This window comes from Luteolibacter sp. LG18 (genome assembly GCF_036322585.1).
Lineage (GTDB): Bacteria > Verrucomicrobiota > Verrucomicrobiia > Verrucomicrobiales > Akkermansiaceae > Luteolibacter.
This window is the reverse complement of record NZ_AP024600.1, coordinates 4,648,792-4,667,910: the sequence shown is the minus strand read 5'-3', so window position 1 is coordinate 4,667,910 and position 19,119 is coordinate 4,648,792. Positions and strand designations below refer to the sequence as shown.

The following is a 19,119-nucleotide window of genomic DNA, read 5'->3' as shown; positions in this document are numbered from 1 at the left end:
GGCTCTCAGTTCTTCTTCTTGTCCTTGTCCTTCGCGCCGGGGCGGGGGACGAGCTTGTCGCACTCCTGGATCTCCAGGGCGGTGATGCCCTTCCAGATCACCAGCTTGCCGTCGGTGACCTGCTTGTCGATCAACACCGCGTCGACGGCCCGGCCGTTGACCATGGCGAGGAGATAGCGGTCCGGGTTGGTGGCGGTGAGCGCGGCCAGGCGGGTGGCGGCGTTGTCCTTCAGGGTGATGAGCACGCCATAGGTGGTGCCGTCACTGGCCTGGAAGGGGGAGAAATCCTTCACGTCCTTCAGGGTGACATCCGGCAGGCGGCGGAAGATCCGCTCCTTGCCTCCCACCGGCTCCGGAAAGATGAGCTTCGGGTTGTCGTTGCGGTCCGCTTCGATGTGGAAGGTCACGGATGCCTTTTCGCCCGCCTTGCCGCCGGCCCAGGCCGGGACGGAGAGGAGGCAGAACAAGGCCGGGAGCAAACAAGCGAACGATCGACGGTTCATGGCGTGTGCGGGCGATTGGAGCGGGGAACCCGCCGGGCCGGAAGCAAAAAGCAAGCGGGTGCTTCCCCGGCCGATCCACGAAAAAGCCGGAACCCCTCGCGAGGTTCCGGCTTTTCGAAAAACGGATCGCTGTGGCGATCAGCCGATGATGTCGTTCACCAGCTTCTCGAGCTTCACGATGTCGGCGGCGAAACCGCGGATGCCTTGGGCCGTCTTCTCAGTGGCCATGGCGTCCTCGTTGAAGGAGTAGCGGAAGCTCTTCTCGTCGAAGGAAACCTTCTCAAGGTCGGCGGAAGCGGCGGATTCGGCGGTCAGGCGGCGCTCGACCGGCTCGGTCGAAGCCTGGAGTTCGCCGAGCAGGCCCGGGCTGATGGTGAGGAGGTCGCAGCCGGCGAGGGCGAGGATCTCGCCCTTGTTGCGGAAGGATGCGCCCATGATCTCGGTCTTGTAGCCGAACTTCTTGTAGTAGGTGTAGATCTGCTTCACCGAGATCACGCCCGGGTCCGCGTCGCCCTCGTAGGTCTGGCCGGTGGAGGCCTTGTACCAGTCGAGGATGCGGCCGACGAACGGCGAGATCAGCTGCACGCCGGCTTCGGCGCAGGCCACGGCTTGGGCGAAGGAGAACAGCAAGGTCAGGTTGCAGTGGATGCCTTCCTTCTCGAGGATTTCGGCGGCCTTGATGCCTTCCCAGGTGGAGGCGATCTTGATGAGCACTCGGTCCTTGGAGATGCCTTCCTTCGCGTAGGCGGCGATCAGCTCGCGGGCCTTCGAAACGGTGGCTTCGGTGTCGAAGGACAGGCGGGCGTCCACTTCGGTGGACACGCGGCCCGGCACGATCTTGAGGATCTCGAGGCCGAAAAGGATCAGGATGCGGTCCAGCACGGCTTCCGTGAGGGCTTCGCCGGTGAGCGAACCACCCTTGAGTTCGGAAACGGCCTGCTCGACGAGGTGGCGGTATTCCGGCTTCGCGGCGGCCTGGAGGATGAGCGACGGGTTCGTCGTGGCATCGCGCGGCTGGTAAGCCTTCATCGATTCGAAATCGCCGGTGTCGGCGACGACGGTGGTGAACTCCTTGAGTTGATCAAGTTGGGTAGCGCTCATGGCGGCGCCGAAGTAGGGGGAAACCTCCGGTCTGGCGAGGCAAAAAGAGGAGTCATGTGATTCGTTGCTCTCATGGGTCCGGGCAGTCCCCTGCATGGATTCCCCGATTGCGTCCGGAGATTCCAGGGCCAGTTGCGTGAAACGTCGGCCTCGCCCCGCCCGGGGAATGGACAAACCGGCAATCGCCACCTAGCTTCCCGGAATGGATTGTAAAAAAACCCACATCAATAACCCCCATTTCCGCTCCAAGGGATTCACCTTGGTCGAGTTGCTGGTCGTGATCGCGATCATCGCGGTCCTTGCCACCCTGGCCTCGGTGGCTGCCAGCCGTGCCATTCAGAAGGGCAAGCAAACCCAGGCGTTGAGCCAGTTCCGCGAGCTTTCCGTGGGTCTCCAGGCCTTCATCGGCGAATACAACCGCCCGCCGCTTCCGGAATCCGCCCGCACCGAGGGCAAGGACACCGTTTACAGCCTACCCACCTCCGAGGAGAAAAACAACTTCGTGATGGGCGCGCTGATGCCGAAGGACACCATCCACTTCAAGGACATCGCGGACAAGATCAAGTCGGTTAATAAGAACGAGGAGGAATTCGGCAGCTTCACCCTTGCCGCGAACAAGAAGGGCGGCCTCGGCCCCGATGGCATTCTCTATGACCCGTGGGGCAAGGAGATCATCATCGCCGTGAACGCCCCGCCGTTCCAGAACGACTCCGAGGAAGGTGCCGGCGGCGTGAAGGACCGCTTCCTCGATACCGGCAAGGCCGGCGAATACACCGACTACAAGCCGCGCGACCAGGACTACGTGATGTGGACCTACGGCAAGGACGGCAAGAAGGGCAACCCGGCCTCCGATCCCACCAAGGTGGTCGGCCTCGCGGGCTCCGATGATGTCATCTCGTACCGCTGATCGTCTTTCCCGCGCTTGCCCTCCCGCCGGATGTCAGTCTAGCAAGAGCGCATGCAGAACACTCGAGCCGGAGTAGCCGGTGCCGGAGCCATGGGGCGCAACCACGCCCGGGTCTATTCGCAGCTTCCCGACGTCGATCTGACCGTCGTGTATGATGCGGATGCGGCCCGGGCCGAGGAAATCGCCCGGGAGTTCGGCGCCACTCCGGTTTCCAGTCTCGAGGAGCTGGCCCGTCTTTGTGACGTGGCCAGCGTGGCGGTGCCCACCGTGGCGCACCGCGAGGTGGGCTGCCGCCTGATGGAGCTCGGCGTTCACGTGCTGATGGAGAAGCCGATCGCTCCCACGGTGGAGGACGCCGCGGTGCTGGTGGAAACCTCGAAGCGTACGGGGAAGGTCCTCCAGATCGGGCACATCGAGCGTTTCAATCCCGTGCTGCGGGAACTGGAAAAGAAGCTGACCCATCCGCGCTTCATCGAGGCCCACCGTTTGTCTCCGTTTCCGAACCGCAGCATCGACATCGGCGTGGTGCTGGATCTGATGATCCACGATTTGGAGATCATCCTCCATCTGGTCAACTCGCCGATCGCCAGCATCGATGCCGTCGGGGTTTCCGTGCTGACGCCAAACGAGGACATCGCCAACGCCCGCATCCGTTTTGAAAATGGCTGCGTGGCGAACGTCACCGCCAGCCGCATCAGCCCGGACAAGATGCGGAAGATCCGTGTGTTTCAGGAGGACTGCTATCTCTCGCTCGATTACCAGGAGCAATCCGGCCAGGTCCACTGGCGGGATGGCATGCAGATCCTGCGCGGTGCCGTCGAGGTGGAGCCGGGCGAGCCCCTGAAGCTGGAGCTCGACGCCTTCGTCCGCAGCGCGGCCGATGGCGCGGCCCCCAAGGTCAGCGGCCAGCAAGGTACCGCGGCTCTCGGTGTGGCGCTCGAAATCACGCGGATCATCCGCGATGGCTTCCAGCGCTGAAGCGGCATCAACCTTCTTCCTGGCGCTGCCTGCGGCGGTGCCAGCACAAGAGGAGCGGCATGGCGGCCAGAAGCCCGACGGATGGCTCCGGTACCGCTTGGATGCCCGTTTGCTGGGCGATCCACGAGTAATACAAATCGAGGTTGGTCGCGCCGCTGAGGTCGCCGTAGTCGGCATTGCCGGTGCCATCGAAACTGGCGAGATAGCTGATCGTGCCGACCAGATAATCCTTTCCGCCCCGTTTGATGAAAACCCCGCCGCCGCTGTCACCAGGGGCGACATTGCCCTCTAGAGTCGTGGCGCTCGGGTTGGAATCCTCCGCGTTGCTGGTCGGATCGCCGGGGCGGTCGAAATCGGAGACGAACGAGGTCGAGGCGACGCCGTATTTCGGACCGTAAAAATCGATGACGTTGGTGAAGGCCCGCTTCTCGTTCAGCGCGAAGCTGTAGCCGGTGGTGCCATTTCCGGTGAAACCATACCCCACCCACACCGAGCTTTCCCCCATCAGGCCACCCTGGGTGCTCAGCATGATCGCCGGATCGACTCCGGTGACGGGCGCGCTGAGATAGAGCAATCCAAGGTCGTTGCCCACCGAGGTCGAGAAGAAGCCCGGATAGGTCGTGGCGGTGGAAACCGTGTAGGTATTGCCGCCGATGGTGAAGGTGCCGCCCGCCTTGCCGATGCTGACGTGGCCGGCGGTCAGCACCCAGCGGTCCGAGATCAGCACGCCTGAACCCGCTTGGCCGGAACCTCCCACCTTGCCCACCGAGGTGTAACCGGCGGCAAGGTTCTGGTAATCCGCTGCCGTCACTCCGGGCGCATCGGCCGGATCGAGCATGGTCGATCCTTGGGCGAGGGGGAGCAGAAAGAGCCAGGGAAGATAACGTACCATGACGGCGCGAACCCTCAACTTCGGGTCTAACAGTAGCAAGCAAATCCCATGACTTCCGGCATTGGGATTTGCACGATGGAGGTCACTTGTCCTTGGCGGGCTTTTCCTCCGCCTTCGCCTCGGCTGGCACGAACTTCAGCGCCATGCCGTTGATGCAATAACGCTGGTCGGTGGGGGTGTCGAAGCCCTCGCCCTTGAACACGTGGCCGAGATGGCCGCCGCATTTCGCGCACAACACCTCGGTGCGGACCATGCCGCCGGAGTAGTCGTCGCGCGCGATCACGTTCTTGGCCTTGGACGGGTCGTAGAAGCTCGGCCAGCCGCAGTGGGAGTCGAACTTCTCCTTGGAGGTGAAAAGCTCCGCGCCGCAACCTGCGCAGTAGTAAGTGCCGCCGCCCTGCTTCTTGAACTGCTCGTAGACCTCGCTGTTCGGGCGCTCGGTTCCGGCCTGGCGCAGGATCCGGTACTGTTCCGGGGTGAGGATCTTCTTCCACTCGGCATCGGTCTTCTCGACCTTGCCGGTGGGTTGGGCGGGGGCATCCTTGGAGGTTTCCATGGCGGTTTTGTTGGCATCCTCGGCCTTGCACGATCCGAGGACCAACGGGAACGCGAGAGCGGCAAGCCAGCGGGAGTGGAACATCGGCGTCAACATACTCATGCGGATGGGAGACGCAACCCGCCGGAAAATTCCCATCAAGCGGCCGGTGCGTCCGCCAGCTTCGGAATCGCAGCCAGCAACCGCTTGGTGTAGTCGTTCTGCGGGTGGTGGAACACCTCCGCGGCGGTGCCGGATTCCACGATCTTGCCCTTGTACATCACCACGATGCGGTCGGCCAGATAGTGGACCACCCCGAGGTCGTGGGAGATGAAAATCAGCGTCAGGCCCAGGTCCTTCTGGAGCTTCTTGAGCAGGTTCAGAATCTGCGATTGGATCGATACGTCGAGGGCCGACACGGGCTCGTCCGCGATCACGAGTTTCGGTTCCGGGGCCAGTGCGCGGGCGATGGCGATGCGCTGGCGCTGGCCACCGGAGAATTCGTGCGGGTACTTCCGCATCGTCCCGGCATCCAGGCCGCAGGTGGCCATCAGGGTTTCGACCCGCTCCACCAGCGCCAGCTTCGCGAGCTTCGGGTGGCGCTGCTTGATCGCCTCCGCCAGCGTCGAGAACACCGTCATGCGGGGGTTCAGCGAGGCGTAGGGGTCTTGGAACACCATCTGGAAATCGAGCCGGCGCTTCCGGATCTCATGGTGCGGGAGCTTGGAAAGGTCCTCGCCGTTCAGGATCACCGAGCCGGAGGTCGGCGGGGTGAGCTGCATGAGGGTTCGGGAAAGGGTCGATTTCCCGCAGCCGGATTCACCCACCAGCCCGAGGATTTCGCCTTTTTCGAGGGACAGGCTGACACCGTCCACCGCGCGGATCGTTTCCGTGGAGGACGAGAACGGGCCCCCGGAACGCTTGGTGAACTGCTTGTAGAGATCGCGGACTTCCAAATAAGACACGCCCGCGATGATGCACGCCGGGTGCCGGGTGGCACGGAAAATGTGAGGAATGGGGGGCGGTCAGGGGAGTTGGGGGTGGAAAATCGGCGAATCCGCCATTTCCCTGCATTTTCGAGAGACAAAGTTGCCTCTCCGGCGGTTTTAATGGGAGAAGACCGCCAGCCGAATGACCCAGCTCCTGCTCGAACCCGCCCGCCGCACCGGATGTGACGACCTCAAGGCCGTCTCGGATGTCCTCGAAGGGGCATCCCAGCGCCAACGCTCTCCGATCGACGACCTGCTCGATGCCGGGATTCTGGACGAGGAGAAGTATCTCCGCGAGCTGGCCCACGACCTGGGCATGGAGTGGCTGGAAAGCATTCCGCCCGCCGAGGCCCCGCTGCCGCTGCGCGAGGCCTGCGGCCCGCGGATCGCCCTCCGCCACCGCCTGCTGCCGATTTCCATCGAGGGCGAGGGGAGCGAGACCATCCTGAAGCTGGCCACCTTCGATCCTTTCAATCTCGTCGCCCGCCAGGCCACCGCCCAGGAGCTCCCGATGCGGGTGGAGTGGTGCATGGCCTCCCGCCGCCGTATCCATGAATCCCTCCGCCGCCTTTACGGGGTGGGGGCGGACACCTTCGAGCAGATCCTCGAAGGCCGTGAAATGGACTTCGAGAGCCTCGAGGCGACCGACGAGGCGAACGTCATCGACAAGGATGACGACGAGGAAGCCAGCGTCGTCAAGTTCGTGAACCAGATCATTCGCGAAGCCCTCGACCAGCACGCGACCGATATTCACGTCGAGCCTCTCAGCGACAACCTCCGCATCCGCTACCGCATCGACGGCCGCCTGCTGGAGGTGACCGTGCCGGAGAACATCAAGGCGCTCCAGAGCTCGGTGATCGCCCGCTTGAAGATCATGTCCCGCTTGGACATCGCCGAGCGCCGCTTGCCACAGGACGGTCGTATCAATCTCCAGTTCGAAGGCCAGACCATCGACGTCCGCGTCGCCACCGTGCCGACCGTCGAGGGCGAGAGCGTGTCTCTCCGACTCCTCAACCAGCAGAAGTTCAATGTCGAGAAGCTCGGCATGGAGCCCTTCGTGCGGCAGAAGATCGAGTCCCTGCTGCACCTGCCGAACGGCATCATCCTGATCACCGGCCCGACCGGTTCGGGTAAGTCGACCAGCCTTTATTCCTTCCTCGGCGAGGTGAACCACCCGGAGCGCCGTATCGTGACGGTCGAGGATCCGGTGGAAAACAAGCTCCCTGGCGTGATGCAGATCGCCGTGAAGTCGGAAATCGGCCTCACCTTCGCCTCGGCCCTGCGCTCCATTCTCCGTGCCGACCCGAACATCGTGATGATCGGGGAAATTCGAGACCTTGAGACCGCGGAAATCGCGATCCGCGCCTCGCTCACCGGTCACTTGGTGTTCTCGACCCTCCATACCAACGACTCGCTTGGCGGCATCAGCCGTCTGGTGGACATGGGCGTGGAGCCGTTCTTGGTGTCCGCGGCGGTCCGCGCCTTCCTCGCCCAGCGCCTGGTGCGCCGCCTCTGCCCGCACTGCAAGGTGCCGCGCGAGGTGACGACCCAGGACCGCCTCGATCTTGGCATTCCGCTGGATATCGAGGGCCAGGCCTACTCGGCCAAGGGCTGCGACCGCTGCCGCAACACGGGCTTCTCCGGACGTCTCGCCATCTACGAGGTGGCCATCCTCACCCACGCCATGCAGGAACTGGTGGCCCACAGCGCGCCGAACAATCAGATCCGCGCCCAGGCGATCAAGGATGGCTACGTTCCCATGCGTGGCTACGGCTGGTTCAAGGTGATGCAGGGTCAGACCACCATCGAGGAAGTCATCTCCGTCACCTCCACGGACGTCGCCACCGACGTCTGATCCCGGTCCCTTTCCAACCGCAGCTCCTGGTCCTCCCGTGCCCGTCTTCGCCTTCAAAGCCCTGAATTCCTCCGGTGCCGTCACCACCGGGCAAATCGACGCCACCGATCGCCCGGAAGCCCTGCGCTTGCTCGACAAGCGTGGCCTCCAGCCGGTGAGCCTGAAGGAGAACGCGGCGGCCACGGTGCCATCCGCCTCCAAGAACAAGGCCAAGGCGGAGGCGAACTACGACAAGGGCGTGGCCGCCAAGCCCGCGGCGAAGGCCAAGGAAGACGCGATTCCGGAAGGTCCGATCAAGATGAAGCGGGCTGAGGTGGTGATGTTCACCGAGGAGCTTTCCGACATGCTCGGCGCCGGTCTCCAGCTCGAGCCCGCGCTCAAGTCGATGGAGAGCCGCCAGGAACTCGGCAGCCTCAAGAGCGTGGCCTACAAAATCCGCCAGGAGGTGCGCGATGGCATGAACTTCTCCGCCGCGCTGAAGCGGGTGAGCCCCAGCTTCGGGCCGCTCTACTGCTCGCTGGCCGCCGCCGGCGAGGCTTCCGGCGCGCTCGACACCATCCTCAAGCGCCAGGCCCACTACCTGAAGACCCTCCAGGAACTCCAGAGCAAGCTCATCCTCGCGATGATCTATCCGGCCTTCCTCGTGCTCGCCGGCATCGGCGTGTCCGTGGTCTTCGTCACCACCCTCATCCCGCAGCTCACCGAACTGATCAAGAGCACCCCGGGGGGCAAACTGCCGCTGCCGATCAAGTGGATGATGGCGGTCAGCAACCACCTCGGCCAGTATTGGTATGTTTACGTGATCCTGCTGATCGCCGGGGCGCTGTTCTTCAAGGCGTGGAAGGACAACGACGCGAACAAGCCGACCTGGGACCGGGTGAAGCTGAAGATGCCGCTCATGGGGCCGGTGATCGCCAGCCGCTTCTACGTCCAGTTCCTCGAAACCATGGCGAACCTGGTGGGCAACGGCCTGCCGTTGCTGCGCGCGCTCGAGCTGACCCGGGATGCCACCCAGAACCTCTCGCTGCGGGGTGAACTGAATCGCGTGATCGACCAAGTCGGCGATGGCCGCGCGTTCTCCCGCGCCCTGATCCGCACCGGGGCCTTCCCGGCCTTGTTCGTGGACATGATTTCCGTCGGTGAGCAGACCGGCAAGCTGGATATCTCCCTGCGCCGCGCCGCGGAGCGCTACGATAAGGAACTGAACAAGGATCTCCAGCGCATCATGGCGCTGATCATGCCGACGATCCTCATCATCATGGCTGGCCTCATCGGCACCATGGCCTACCTGATGATCACCGCGATCTTCCAGACGATCTCGAACCTCGGCGCGCACTGAGGAAAAGGTAGGGGCGCACCGCCGGGGCGACCGGGCCTAGCGCCCTCGTTGGCTGCCATGAGCGCGCCCCATCCCTTCATCGGATGGGGCGGCGTTCATCCCGCCGAGATGATCCTGCCGGATGTCGGCTACGCCTCCAGCTCCTGGCGCGGGCCGAAGAACTCGAAGTGAATCCGTTCCGCGGCCACGCCCCATTCGGCGAGCTGGCGGTAGATACCGATCATGAACGGCTTCGGGCCGCAGAAGTAGTAATCGCCATCGAAGCGCGGCACCAGCGACGCGATCAGGTCGCCATCGACGTAGCCCTCGCTGTCGAAGCCACCGCGCTCGCGGTCCTCCTCGGTCGGTGAGCTGTAGCGGGTATGGAGCGTGAGCAGCGGGTGATCGATCGAGAGATCGAGCAGGGCATCGCGGAAGGCGTGGGTGCGGCCGTTGAGCGCGCCATGGATGAACACGATCTCACGTTCCGGCCACGCCTTCAGCGCCGTTTCGAGCATCGCCAGTGTCGGGGTGATGCCGACGCCACCGGAGATTAGCACCAGCGGCCGCGTGGGATCTCCGTTCAGATCGAGGAAGAACTCTCCGCACGGTGGTCCAATCTCCAGCACTGTCCCTTCCTCCTGCGCATGCAGGAACCCGGAAACGCTGCCGCTTGGTTCGGCCTTCACGCTGATCCGGAATCCTTCCGGTGAGTGCGCGGAGGAAAGGCTGTAGTTCCGCATCGTCGTCCCGCTCACTGCATCCGGCACCCGCACGGTGAGGTATTGACCGGGCTTGTAGGACGGCACCTTCGAGTCATCCACGGGCTTCAGGTAAAAGGACGTGATCACCTCGCTCTCGACCTGCTTGCGTGCGATGGTGAAAGGCTTGAACCCGGCCCAGCCGTGCTCGGCCTCCGCTTGATCACGGTAGATCGCGCCTTCCCGCCCGATCAGGATATTGGCGAGGAAGCCGTAGGCCTCCGCCCACGCATCGATGATGTCATCGGTGGCGGCCTCGCCCAGCACCTCGCGGATCGAGGCCAGCAGGTTCGCACCCACGACCGGATAATGCTCCGGCTGGATGCCGAGGCCCGCGTGTTTCTGCGCGATCCGCTCGACGGCGGATGCGAGCGCTTCCAGGCGGTCGACATTCGCCGCGAAGGCGCAGATCGCCCCGGCCAGCGCCTTCTGTTGGGTTCCTCCCTGGTTGCTGGAGTTGAAGAGCGCTTTCACCTCCGGGTTTTCCCGGAACATGCGCGCGTAGAAGTGGCGGGTGAGGAGTTCCCCGTGTTGTTCCAGGACGGGGGCAGTGCTTTTCACCACCGCGATGGTCTTGTCACTGAGGGCGGATGGGGTTGTCGTTTGCATCGCCCGCAGCAGACCGCCGCGCCCGGTGTTTTCCAATTCGCTGGATTCCGGGCTTTTGATGGGGATCAAAAAGGGGATCATTTTCCACAGTTCATGCACGACCCCGAATTGATCCGTCTCGCCGCGCTGGCCTCGTCGTTGCAGCGCGCCACGATCTTCAGCGGCCTTCCGGAAACCGATCTCCAGCGGGTGGCGGGCTATTCACGGGTGGTGCCGCTCAAGAAGAACGAGATCCTGTTCCGGGAGGGCGATCCAGTGGAAGGGTTCTACGTGGTCACGAAAGGACTCATCAAAGCCTACCGGATCGGCGATGGCGGGCGGGAGCAATTGATCCACCTCATCCACGCCGGTGAATCCTTCGCCGAGCCCGCGGTGGCCGGTTTGCCGGGCTATCCGGCGCACACCCGCGCGCTGGAGAAGAGCGAGGTGGTGCTGATCCACGGCAAGTCATTCCTCGACCACCTCCGCGACCAATCCGATCTCGCGCTGCGGATGCTGGCCTCGCTCAGCCGCCATCTCCATGACCTCGTCTCCACCATCGAGAACTACAAGCTCCGCGATGCCGAGACGCGCCTGCTCCATTGGCTCCTGCGGCGTTGCGGGGGCAGTGCCACCGCCTCGATCGAGCTCGGCATCCGCAAGGGTGTGCTCGCCTCTGAACTCGGCACCCGTCAGGAAACCTTGTCCCGCATCTTCGCCAAGCTGCGGGACGAAGACCTGATCGAGGTGAAGGCCCGGAGCATCGAGGTGCCGGATGTTCCTCGCCTGCGGAGGATGTTCGAGGAACACCTGCAGCCGGAGGGGGCTTGAAGGAGGATCGTTCGGCCCAACCAGCCACCGCCAACTGGAGCTGGCGGAGACAATCTGAAAACGGAGCTTTCAGCTACATTCAGGCTACACTCGGAACCAGCCCGTGATGCTCATCCGCGTTTTGTTCGCGGGGAGTACCTCGTGCCAGAAATCCCCGGCGCGGAAGAGCACCAGCGTTCCCAGCCGGGGCTCGATCAGTTCGAACGCGCCGTCCTTGTCGCCTGGCGTGGTCCAGATCTTCAGTTCGCCGCCATCGCCGGGCTGCCAGCCGTCGTTGAGATACAGGATGGCGGTGATGATCCGGGATTGGGTGTTCTCGTGGCGGTCGAGGTGGGCCTTGTAGAAGCCACCCGCCGGATAGATCGCGAAGTGGCCTTCATACTCGTTAAGTCCCAGATACAGCCCGCGGTTCATCACCACGCGCAGATCCTCGATGGTGTCCAGCCAGGTGGTCTGCGCGCGACCGGCGTTCAAGCGGTCCAGCCACAGCACGTGGTCGCGGCGGATGTCCTCGCGGATGGCGAGTGCGGCCCCGCGACCCACCCCCGCGCGTTGGAATTCGCCTTCGCCCCAGCGCACGGCGCACTCCGCCGCCACCGAGCGCGCGAGGTCGGCGGGCAGGAATCCGGGCACGGCGATCCAGCCGGGATCGGCGAGGGCGTCGAGGAGCGGGTCAAAGTTCACGCCCCCTTATTGGCGGCTCGAGAGGTATTCGACAAGATCGCGCACCTCCATCAGCGAAAGCTGTTGGTGGGCTGGCATCATCAGGCTCGCCGGAGCGGATCGGGAAACGATCTCCGATTTCTTCACCACCACGTCGGAACCATCCAGGATCCGCAGGGTGACGGTCTCCGATGTTTCGCCCCTCAGCATGCCCCGGACGGTGCGGGCGTCCGGCAGTCCGAGCACGATAAAGTGGTAGGGGGCGTCCACCTTGTCATCGGGAAACACAAGGGACTCCAGGATGAAGCGCCGACCCGCGGAACCGATGTGGTTGAGGGATGGGGCCAGTTCCTGTGCCTCTCGCTCCGCGTTGTGACAGCTCGCACAGCCGGAGAGACCACGCCTTTCGAAAACCGCCTTGCCGTTCGCGGGGTTGCCGCCGGTCAGGCAGGGAGTGAAGGCTCCGAGTTTGCCGTCGCGGTCCAAAAGGGCCTGGTCGACCTTCGCCAACATGGCGGCGACTTGGAGATTCCCGGCAAGCGGGCGGGAGATTTCCAACAGATCAAGCACCGCACCGGCGGGCCAGCGCCCGTGCTGGACTTGGTCGAGAAACTGGAGGATCAGCGTTTCCCGGTTTGCGTTGGAAAGTGAGCCGAGTATGCGGGTGGCCTCCTGGAGTTCCCACTGGTCGTTGGAGTTCCCGAGGATGCCGCAGACAAAATCGAGGGCTTTTTCCGAGCCCTGGCGGCCTGCAATCTTGGCGGCGGCCAGCCCGATCCTGGGATTCGGATCCCGCAACAGGAGATCGATGGCGTTTTTGAAGGAGGCAGGTTGGTGGCGTGAGAGTGCGTCGACGGCCAGCAGCCGTTGGTCGACGGGTAGGTCCCGGTCGAGGGCGTCCGCGAGGAAGCTCGTGGGATCGGGTGTCGGTGGGATATCGAGGGCTTTTAATGCTGCCGTAGCGGCCTCCGCGAGCTTCGGATGGCTGCCCTTGGCCAGCTTGGTGAGGGTGCGTGAGAGGCGGAGTTGGTCGACTTCCGGTCCGGGGGTGACCGTGCGGACTCGTCCGTCGAACGGGTCACGGGCAAGCAATGCCTTCCACGTGGCGATCGCGCGAATGGCCTCGATCCGCAGGCTGGCTGGATAGCCGACATCCTCCACGTAGGAGAGCAGCCGCCCCATGGACTTCGGATCGGGGGTGAGCCGATTGGCGGCGATGAGTCGGCGGGTGGCCATGGGGCCGGGGCTGGGCTTGGTTTCTCCCAGCCGCCACGCCAGTTGGGTGAGGGGGGCGCCGGCGTTGGCATCCCAAGGATCCGGAGCCGCGTTCTGATAGATGGCGCAGATCGCGGCGTCAGCCACGGCCGGATCGGGGTCGCGGAGCCATGGCAAGGCCGCGGCGGGATTGCGGGCGGCTACCGAGAGCGCGATGGCGAGGCGGGCGGCGGACGAAGGGTGTTCTTGGCCCACTCGCGCCACATCGGCCAGCCACAGTCCCTTCATCGCGGTGATGCCCGCGTGCCGCAGCCATGGATCACGGTTGTCGTTTTCCGCCAGCAGGGTCGGCAGGAACCCGAGCCCCAGCGGCGACCGGAGTTTCCCAAAGGCCATGGCCGCGTGGAAACGGACGCGGTTCGAAGGATCGCGGAGCAGGGGAATCAGATCGTCGGCGCAGCCGGTCCCGTGCAACTCGCCAGCCCATCTGGCCGCTTGGGCCCGGGATTCGTCCACCGGGGACTGGAGTAGATCGCGGAGCACCCCGCGATCGAAGATCGAGAGCCGTGTGAGCGCCCACAGCACGTGGGAAAGAGGGCGGGGATGATCCCGGAAGCGACCGGCCGCGGCCAGCAACTGGGGCGCGCTGTCATTCCGGGAGGCCAATTCAAATTGGGCATCGAGCCGGACGCGGGCGTCCGGGTGATCGAGCCGGGTCAGCAATTGGGCGGCATCGATCTTGGCCGGTCCCTTGCGTAGCAGAGGGGCGGCGTCCTTGCTCGCCATCGATGGCGGGAGCGCTAGCTTCCAGAGCTGTGGTTTCGTGATCGGGGTGGTGGTGTTCACTCCGACCAGATAGAGAGCACCATCCGGCCCGAAGGTGGCGGCGGAGGCCTGGATCGAGGTGGCCAACGGGCCTTCGCTGCGGCAAACGAATCCCGCTCCCAAGGCCGCGGTTTTCAGCCAGCGGGGCGGTCCGGCGGGCAAAGGAATCATCAGGAAGCCTTCGCCATCGGGAAGGCGGATCAGTCCCGCGGCGGCGCCTTCCTGGTAGCCCGGCACGGCGGGACACACGTGGGGCGGCGGCTGTCCGTCCTCCACCTCGGACCAGGGATTGTAGCCATCGCTACGATAGTCATAGTAGCAGCGCCAACCGTAATCCGCCTGGTCCACGATCTGGAGCAACCGTCCCGGGTTGCCGGGGCCGGGTCCATTGTCGATGCCGAACAGGTCGCCGGAATCGTTGACGGCCAGTTGGCGCACGTCCCGCAATCCACGTGCGAAAATCTCGAGCCGGGAACCGTCCGGCTCGCAGCGCAACACGCAGCCCTCGTCCGGCAGCACCACCGGATAGCCTTCCCGTGCCACGGTGCTCACGCCCTTGTCGCCCACCGGCCAGTAGAGTTTGCCGTCCGGCCCGCGGACGATGCCGCGGAGATTGTGACCGGGCATTCCCATGTGGACGCCGAAGCCGCTGTGAAACACCTCGCGCCGGTCCGCCTTGCCGTCCCCGTCGAGATCGCGGAGTGACCAGATGTCGGGGGACATCGAGGCCAGCACCTCGCCTCGGGACACGAACAGGCCTCCGGCGGTGCCGGTGGTTTCGCGATTGAAGCCCGTGGCGAAGATGGTGGCCGCCTTGCCTGGCCCGATCCGCAGGATGCGCTCGGAGACCACGCCGAGGTCCCGGTGATCGGAAACGCCGTCGCGGTTGAGATCCCGCCAGCCCGCGGTCTCCGGAATCTGCCCGGCCGTGAACCGCCGCTTCAGAAGGAGCTCTCGGCCCTCGACCGTGCCCACGGCGAGGTCATCCAGTGCCCATGCGTCTGGAAACCGGCTCAGGTCCGGGTCCGAGTGTTCCGAGCGGAAGCTCTCCGCCACGTAGATCGTTCCATCCATATCCACCGCCAGAGCAGTGGGGAAATGGAGTTCCGGGCCGATGGCTACGGGCTTTCCAAGCTCCGGCGGGGCGGCGAACAGCGCCGTGGAGACCAGCGGCAGCAGGAGGACGGCTGACGGTTTCATGGCCCGGTGCCCCGGAAATCCTCCAAGGCATCGGACACTCAATCCCAATCGGAGCCGAAAGGCAAGGACGCGCCTGCCGGGGGACCGGTCAGTCCCGGCGCGTCAGCTCCACGAATACATCCTCCAGCGTCGCTTCCTTCCGGAACAGCGAGCGCATGGGCCACGCATATTGCGCCACGAGGTTGTTGATCCGCTCGCGGGCATCGGTGCCGGAATCGACCAATACCTCGAAATGCGTCCAGCGGTCGTCCCGGGGTTCCGTGGTCACGCGCTTGACGTTGTCCAAGCGGGAGAGGGCGGCGGAGACGACCTGCGGGTCCGCGGCGACCTCCAGGTGGACCTTGCCAGCGGCGCGCATGCCCGCCACCAGGTTCTTCGGCGTGTCCTGGGCCTTGATCTTGCCGCCGTCGATGATGATGACCCGGTTGCAGGTCATTTCCACCTCGTGGAGGATGTGGGTGGAAACCAGCACCGTGTGGCGCTCGGCGAGCTGGCGAATGAGCTCGCGGATCTGGCGGATCTGGTTGGGGTCCAGTCCGTTGGTGGGTTCGTCCAGGATCAGTAGCTCGGGCTGGTGGACCAGGGCATCGGCGAGGCCCACGCGCTGGCGGTAGCCCTTCGAGCAGACGCGGATCATTTTCTTCTTCACCGCCTCCAGGCCGCAGGTCTCGATCACCTCGGAGACGCGGCGGCGGGCGTCGCGGCCGGAGAGGCCCTTCAGCTCGGCGCGGAAACGGAGATACTCGCGCACCCGCATGTCGTCGTAGAGGGGCACGTTTTCGGGCATATACCCGATTTTGCGACGTGCTTCGATCGATTCGCGGAAAATGTCGTGATTCGCCACTTTCGCACTGCCGGAGGTGGGCGGCAGGTAGCCGGTCAGCATCCGCAGGGTGGTGGTTTTGCCGGCGCCGTTGGGCCCTAGGAAACCCACGATTTCCCCTTTGGCCACCGAGAAACTGATGCCGCGGACGGCTTCGTGGCGGGGGAACCGTTTGGTCAGATTGTTGACTTCGATCATCGGTGGCGAGGGCTCCGGAACTCCTTTCAAACTCTTCTCAAATTCTGTCCTGTGCGGTTGACGCGCACCGGCCTGCCCCTTAACTAAGCGCTGCGCGCGGCGGGCCAAGCGAGAAAATCACGCTTTCCCACCGGCATTCCCAATACAGCCCATGAACTCATCGGTTTCGGCCCGCCTCAACGCGGATTTGCTCGAGGAAAAGTACGCCCAGTGGATCGAAGACCCGCGCTCCGTCGAGCCGACCTGGTCCGCATTCTTCGAAGGATTTGAACTCGGTGCCGCGCAGTCGCGGAAGGCTGAAGTCGCAGGGGCCGCCGGAACCGCCACCATCGCCGAGCCGGGCGCCGACCTCGCCTTCTACGGCAAGGTGGTGAGCCTCGTTTACAACTACCGCACGCTCGGCCACACTCAGGCTCGCATCAATCCGCTGGAGGAGACCCAGGAGCGCAACCCGCGCTTGCGCCTCGACCAGTTCGGCTTCTCCGAGGCCGATCTCGACCGCGAGGCCTCCACCCAGTTCCTCCTCCACGGCGAGAAGATGAAGCTGCGGGACATGGTGGCCGCCCTGGAGAACATCTACTCGGGAGCCATCGGCTTCGAGTTCATGCACATCAACAACACGACCGTGCGCCACTGGGTGCGCGAGCGGATCGAGCAGCACGCGCGCCGCGAGGCGGATCCCGCGGAGCGCAAGGTCAACTCGCTGCGCTGGCTGCTGGAAGCCGAGTCGTTCGAGAATTTCCTCGGCAAAAAGTTCCTCGGCGAGAAGCGCTTCTCGCTGGAAGGCGGCGAAGGCGCGATGGTGGTGCTCAATGCCATCCTCGAGCGCTGCCCCGGCGCGGGCGTGCAGGAGATCGAGATGGGCATGGCCCACCGCGGCCGCCTGAACGTGCTCGCGAACTTCGTCCGCAAGTCGCTCACCACGATCCTCTATGAATTCACGCCGAACTACATCCCGGACCTCGTGGCCGGCGATGGCGACGTGAAGTACCACCTCGGTTACGAGAGCATCCGCGAACTGGCCGATGGCAAGGTGCGCGTGAACCTCGCCGCCAACCCGTCCCACCTCGAAGCCGTGAACCCGGTGGTCGAGGGCAAGGCCCGCGCCCGCCAGCGCGTGCTCGGCGACGACGGCGTGGCCACCGACCGCAAGCGGGTCCTGCCGGTGCTGCTGCACGGTGACGCTGCCTTCGCCGGCCAGGGCTCCGTGGCGGAAGTGCTGAACCTTTCCCAGCTCCCGGGCTACCGCACCGGCGGCACCATCCACCTCATCATCAACAACCAGGTCGGCTTCACCACGCTGCCGGCCGATGCCCGCTCCTCCGCCTACGCGACGGACGTGGCGAAGATGATCGAGGCCCCGATCCTCCACGTGAACGGCGAGGAGCCGATGGAGCTTTACTGGGCCGCCCAGTTCGCCCTCGAGTTCCGCCAGAAGTTCGGTCGCGACATCGTGATCGACATGTACTGCTACCGCCGCCAGGGCCACAACGAGAACGACCAGGCCGCCTTCACCCAGCCGCACATCGCGAAGAAGATCGAGGCCCGCAAGACCTTCGGCCAGATCTACAAGGCCCAGCTCGTCGAAACCGCCGTGCTCACCCAGCCGGAAGCCGACGCGCTCGAGCAGGCCATCTGGGACAAGTTCGAGGAGAGCTACCAGAAGATGGTGACGGCCACCGAGGCCGGTGACCGCACCGTGTTCGGTGGTTCCACGGCGGTCGAACAGCCGCCGTATTCCCACACCCCGGTTGCCACCGGCATTAGCAAGGACCGCCTCCAGCACATCGGCAAGGTACTCACGACCATCCCGGAGGGTTTCCATCTCAACCCGACGCTGGCCAAGCGCTTCATCCCGCGTCGCATCGAGGCCCTGCACAACGGCGGCCCGATCGACTGGGCCTTCGCCGAGTCGCTGGCCTTCGGCTCGCTGCTTATGGAGCAGACTCCGGTGCGCCTCTCCGGCCAGGACTGCCGCCGCGGCACGTTCTCGCAGCGCCACGCGGTGTTCTACGATTACGAGACCCGCGAACGCCACATCGCCCTCGAGCACCTCTCGGAAGACCAGTCGAAGTTCTGCGTTTACAACTCGTTCCTGTCCGAGTTCGCCGTGCTCGGTTTCGACTACGGCTACTCGCTGAGCTACCCGCAGATGCTCACCCTCTGGGAAGCTCAGTTCGGTGACTTCTCGAACGGCGCGCAGGTCATCATCGACCAGTTCATTTCCTCCGCCGAGTCGAAGTGGCAGACGCCGAGCGACCTGGTGATGCTGCTGCCGCACGCCTACGAAGGCCAGGGCCCGGAGCATTCCAGCGCCCGCTTGGAACGCTTCCTGCAACTGTGCGCGGAGGACAACCTGATCGTCGGCAACTTCACCACGCCGGCTCAGTACTTCCACGCGCTGCGCCGCCAGAAGCGCCGCGAGTTCCGCAAGCCGCTCATCCTGATGACGCCGAAGAGCCTCCTCACCCGCGCCGAAGCCGTTTCCAACGAAGCGGACTTCCTCGAGGGCTCCTGCTTCCAGGAAATCCTGCCCGATCCGAAGGAATTCGCGAACCCGCAGGCCGTGGAGCGCGTGATCTTCTGCTCCGGCAAGGTTTACTACGACCTCGCCGCCAAGCGCGAGGAGAAGGCGATCGACAACGCCGCCATCCTCCGCGTCGAGCAGCTCTATCCGTTCCACCAGGAGATGGTCGAGGCCCTGCTCAGCCAGTATCCGAACGCGACCCGCTTCGTGTGGTGCCAGGAAGAGCCGCAGAACATGGGTGCCTACACCTACATCGCCCCGCTGCTGGAGGATGTCCTCGGCAAGAAGCCGGTTTACGCCGGACGCGAGCGCGCCTCCAGCCCGGCCGCCGGTTCGAAGGCCATGCACTACCGCGAGCAAAAGGCGCTTCTCGAAGAAGCCTTCACACTCTAACAAATCCCCCGACCCCG

Annotated in this window: 15 protein-coding genes; 6 read left to right on the top strand and 9 right to left on the bottom strand. The window is 64.5% G+C overall.

The window, feature by feature from the left end; all coding sequences use genetic code 11:
• Positions 1–5: 5 nt before the first annotated feature.
• Together llg_RS18460 and tal are read right to left on the bottom strand one after the other, a co-directional pair.
• Complete coding sequence (locus llg_RS18460) at positions 6–503, bottom strand: hypothetical protein (protein WP_338286342.1); 498 nt, start codon at positions 501–503, stop codon at positions 6–8.
• A gap of 138 nt (positions 504–641) precedes the next feature.
• The gene (gene tal, locus llg_RS18455) at positions 642–1,604 is read right to left on the bottom strand and encodes a transaldolase (protein ID WP_338286340.1); all 963 of its coding nucleotides are present in this window, start codon (positions 1,602–1,604) and stop codon (positions 642–644) included.
• A gap of 202 nt (positions 1,605–1,806) precedes the next feature.
• Between tal and llg_RS18450 the strand changes: the two genes are divergently transcribed.
• Positions 1,807–2,511 (top strand): type II secretion system protein, encoded by a 705-nt coding sequence (locus llg_RS18450; RefSeq protein ID WP_338286338.1) that lies wholly within the window; start codon positions 1,807–1,809, stop codon positions 2,509–2,511.
• A gap of 51 nt (positions 2,512–2,562) precedes the next feature.
• Positions 2,563–3,489: a Gfo/Idh/MocA family oxidoreductase gene (locus llg_RS18445; protein ID WP_338286337.1), complete on the top strand. Its 927-nt coding sequence runs from the start codon at positions 2,563–2,565 to the stop codon at positions 3,487–3,489.
• A gap of 7 nt (positions 3,490–3,496) precedes the next feature.
• On the opposite strand, the gene llg_RS18440 is transcribed toward llg_RS18445, so the two are convergent.
• The 3 genes from llg_RS18440 to llg_RS18430 form a co-directional block, all read right to left on the bottom strand.
• A complete protein-coding gene (locus llg_RS18440) occupies positions 3,497–4,327 on the bottom strand; it encodes a trypsin-like serine protease (RefSeq protein ID WP_338286336.1) in 831 nt (276 codons plus the stop codon).
• Between the two features lie 136 nt (positions 4,328–4,463).
• Positions 4,464–5,039 (bottom strand): peptide-methionine (R)-S-oxide reductase MsrB, encoded by a 576-nt coding sequence (gene msrB, locus llg_RS18435; RefSeq protein ID WP_338286335.1) that lies wholly within the window; start codon positions 5,037–5,039, stop codon positions 4,464–4,466.
• Positions 5,040–5,074: 35 nt separating this feature from the next.
• On the bottom strand, positions 5,075–5,881 hold the full coding sequence (locus llg_RS18430; protein WP_338286334.1) for an ATP-binding cassette domain-containing protein: 807 nt from the start codon (positions 5,879–5,881) through the stop codon (positions 5,075–5,077).
• 166 nt (positions 5,882–6,047) lie between these two features.
• On the opposite strand from llg_RS18430, the gene llg_RS18425 reads away from it, so the two are divergent.
• Positions 6,048–7,760, top strand: coding sequence for a GspE/PulE family protein (locus llg_RS18425; protein WP_338286333.1), 1,713 nt, complete (start codon positions 6,048–6,050; stop codon positions 7,758–7,760).
• A 37-nt stretch (positions 7,761–7,797) separates the two neighbouring features.
• Positions 7,798–9,099: a type II secretion system F family protein gene (locus llg_RS18420; RefSeq protein WP_338286332.1), complete on the top strand. Its 1,302-nt coding sequence runs from the start codon at positions 7,798–7,800 to the stop codon at positions 9,097–9,099.
• Between the two features lie 128 nt (positions 9,100–9,227).
• Here the strand turns inward: llg_RS18420 and hmpA are convergent, their stop codons facing one another.
• The gene (gene hmpA / locus llg_RS18415) at positions 9,228–10,448 is read right to left on the bottom strand and encodes an NO-inducible flavohemoprotein (RefSeq protein ID WP_338286331.1); all 1,221 of its coding nucleotides are present in this window, start codon (positions 10,446–10,448) and stop codon (positions 9,228–9,230) included.
• A 93-nt stretch (positions 10,449–10,541) separates the two neighbouring features.
• On the opposite strand from hmpA, the gene llg_RS18410 reads away from it, so the two are divergent.
• Entirely contained in the window at positions 10,542–11,258 is a 717-nt protein-coding gene (locus llg_RS18410) for a Crp/Fnr family transcriptional regulator (protein ID WP_338286329.1), read from the top strand.
• Between the two features lie 84 nt (positions 11,259–11,342).
• On the opposite strand, the gene llg_RS18405 is transcribed toward llg_RS18410, so the two are convergent.
• From llg_RS18405 to llg_RS18395, 3 genes are all read right to left on the bottom strand, one after another.
• Positions 11,343–11,942, bottom strand: a complete 600-nt coding sequence (locus llg_RS18405) for a 2OG-Fe(II) oxygenase (protein ID WP_338286328.1) — start codon at positions 11,940–11,942, stop codon at positions 11,343–11,345.
• Positions 11,943–11,948: 6 nt separating this feature from the next.
• A complete protein-coding gene (locus llg_RS18400; RefSeq protein ID WP_338286327.1) occupies positions 11,949–15,161 on the bottom strand; it encodes a HEAT repeat domain-containing protein in 3,213 nt (1,070 codons plus the stop codon).
• Between the two features lie 88 nt (positions 15,162–15,249).
• The gene (locus tag llg_RS18395) at positions 15,250–16,182 is read right to left on the bottom strand and encodes an ATP-binding cassette domain-containing protein (RefSeq protein ID WP_338286326.1); all 933 of its coding nucleotides are present in this window, start codon (positions 16,180–16,182) and stop codon (positions 15,250–15,252) included.
• A 151-nt stretch (positions 16,183–16,333) separates the two neighbouring features.
• Between llg_RS18395 and llg_RS18390 the strand changes: the two genes are divergently transcribed.
• Positions 16,334–19,102 carry a 2-oxoglutarate dehydrogenase E1 component gene (locus llg_RS18390; protein WP_338286323.1) on the top strand — a complete coding sequence of 923 codons (2,769 nt, stop codon included), beginning with the start codon at positions 16,334–16,336 and terminating at the stop codon, positions 19,100–19,102.
• Positions 19,103–19,119: the final 17 nt, after the last annotated feature.

Excerpts from the sequence above, each read along its gene's own strand:
- llg_RS18395 (WP_338286326.1), bottom strand. The coding sequence starts at position 16,182 with ATGATCGAAGTCAACAATCTGACCAAACGGTTCCCCCGCCACGAAGCC.
- msrB (WP_338286335.1), bottom strand. The coding sequence starts at position 5,039 with ATGAGTATGTTGACGCCGATGTTCCACTCCCGCTGGCTTGCCGCTCTC.
- llg_RS18445 (WP_338286337.1), top strand. The coding sequence starts at position 2,563 with ATGCAGAACACTCGAGCCGGAGTAGCCGGTGCCGGAGCCATGGGGCGC.
- llg_RS18390 (WP_338286323.1), top strand. The coding sequence starts at position 16,334 with ATGAACTCATCGGTTTCGGCCCGCCTCAACGCGGATTTGCTCGAGGAA.
- llg_RS18460 (WP_338286342.1), bottom strand. The coding sequence starts at position 503 with ATGAACCGTCGATCGTTCGCTTGTTTGCTCCCGGCCTTGTTCTGCCTC.
- tal (WP_338286340.1), bottom strand. The coding sequence starts at position 1,604 with ATGAGCGCTACCCAACTTGATCAACTCAAGGAGTTCACCACCGTCGTC.
- llg_RS18400 (WP_338286327.1), bottom strand. The coding sequence starts at position 15,161 with ATGAAACCGTCAGCCGTCCTCCTGCTGCCGCTGGTCTCCACGGCGCTG.
- hmpA (WP_338286331.1), bottom strand. The coding sequence starts at position 10,448 with ATGCAAACGACAACCCCATCCGCCCTCAGTGACAAGACCATCGCGGTG.
- llg_RS18410 (WP_338286329.1), top strand. The coding sequence starts at position 10,542 with ATGCACGACCCCGAATTGATCCGTCTCGCCGCGCTGGCCTCGTCGTTG.
- llg_RS18450 (WP_338286338.1), top strand. The coding sequence starts at position 1,807 with ATGGATTGTAAAAAAACCCACATCAATAACCCCCATTTCCGCTCCAAG.
- llg_RS18440 (WP_338286336.1), bottom strand. The coding sequence starts at position 4,327 with ATGCTCGATCCGGCCGATGCGCCCGGAGTGACGGCAGCGGATTACCAG.
- llg_RS18425 (WP_338286333.1), top strand. The coding sequence starts at position 6,048 with ATGACCCAGCTCCTGCTCGAACCCGCCCGCCGCACCGGATGTGACGAC.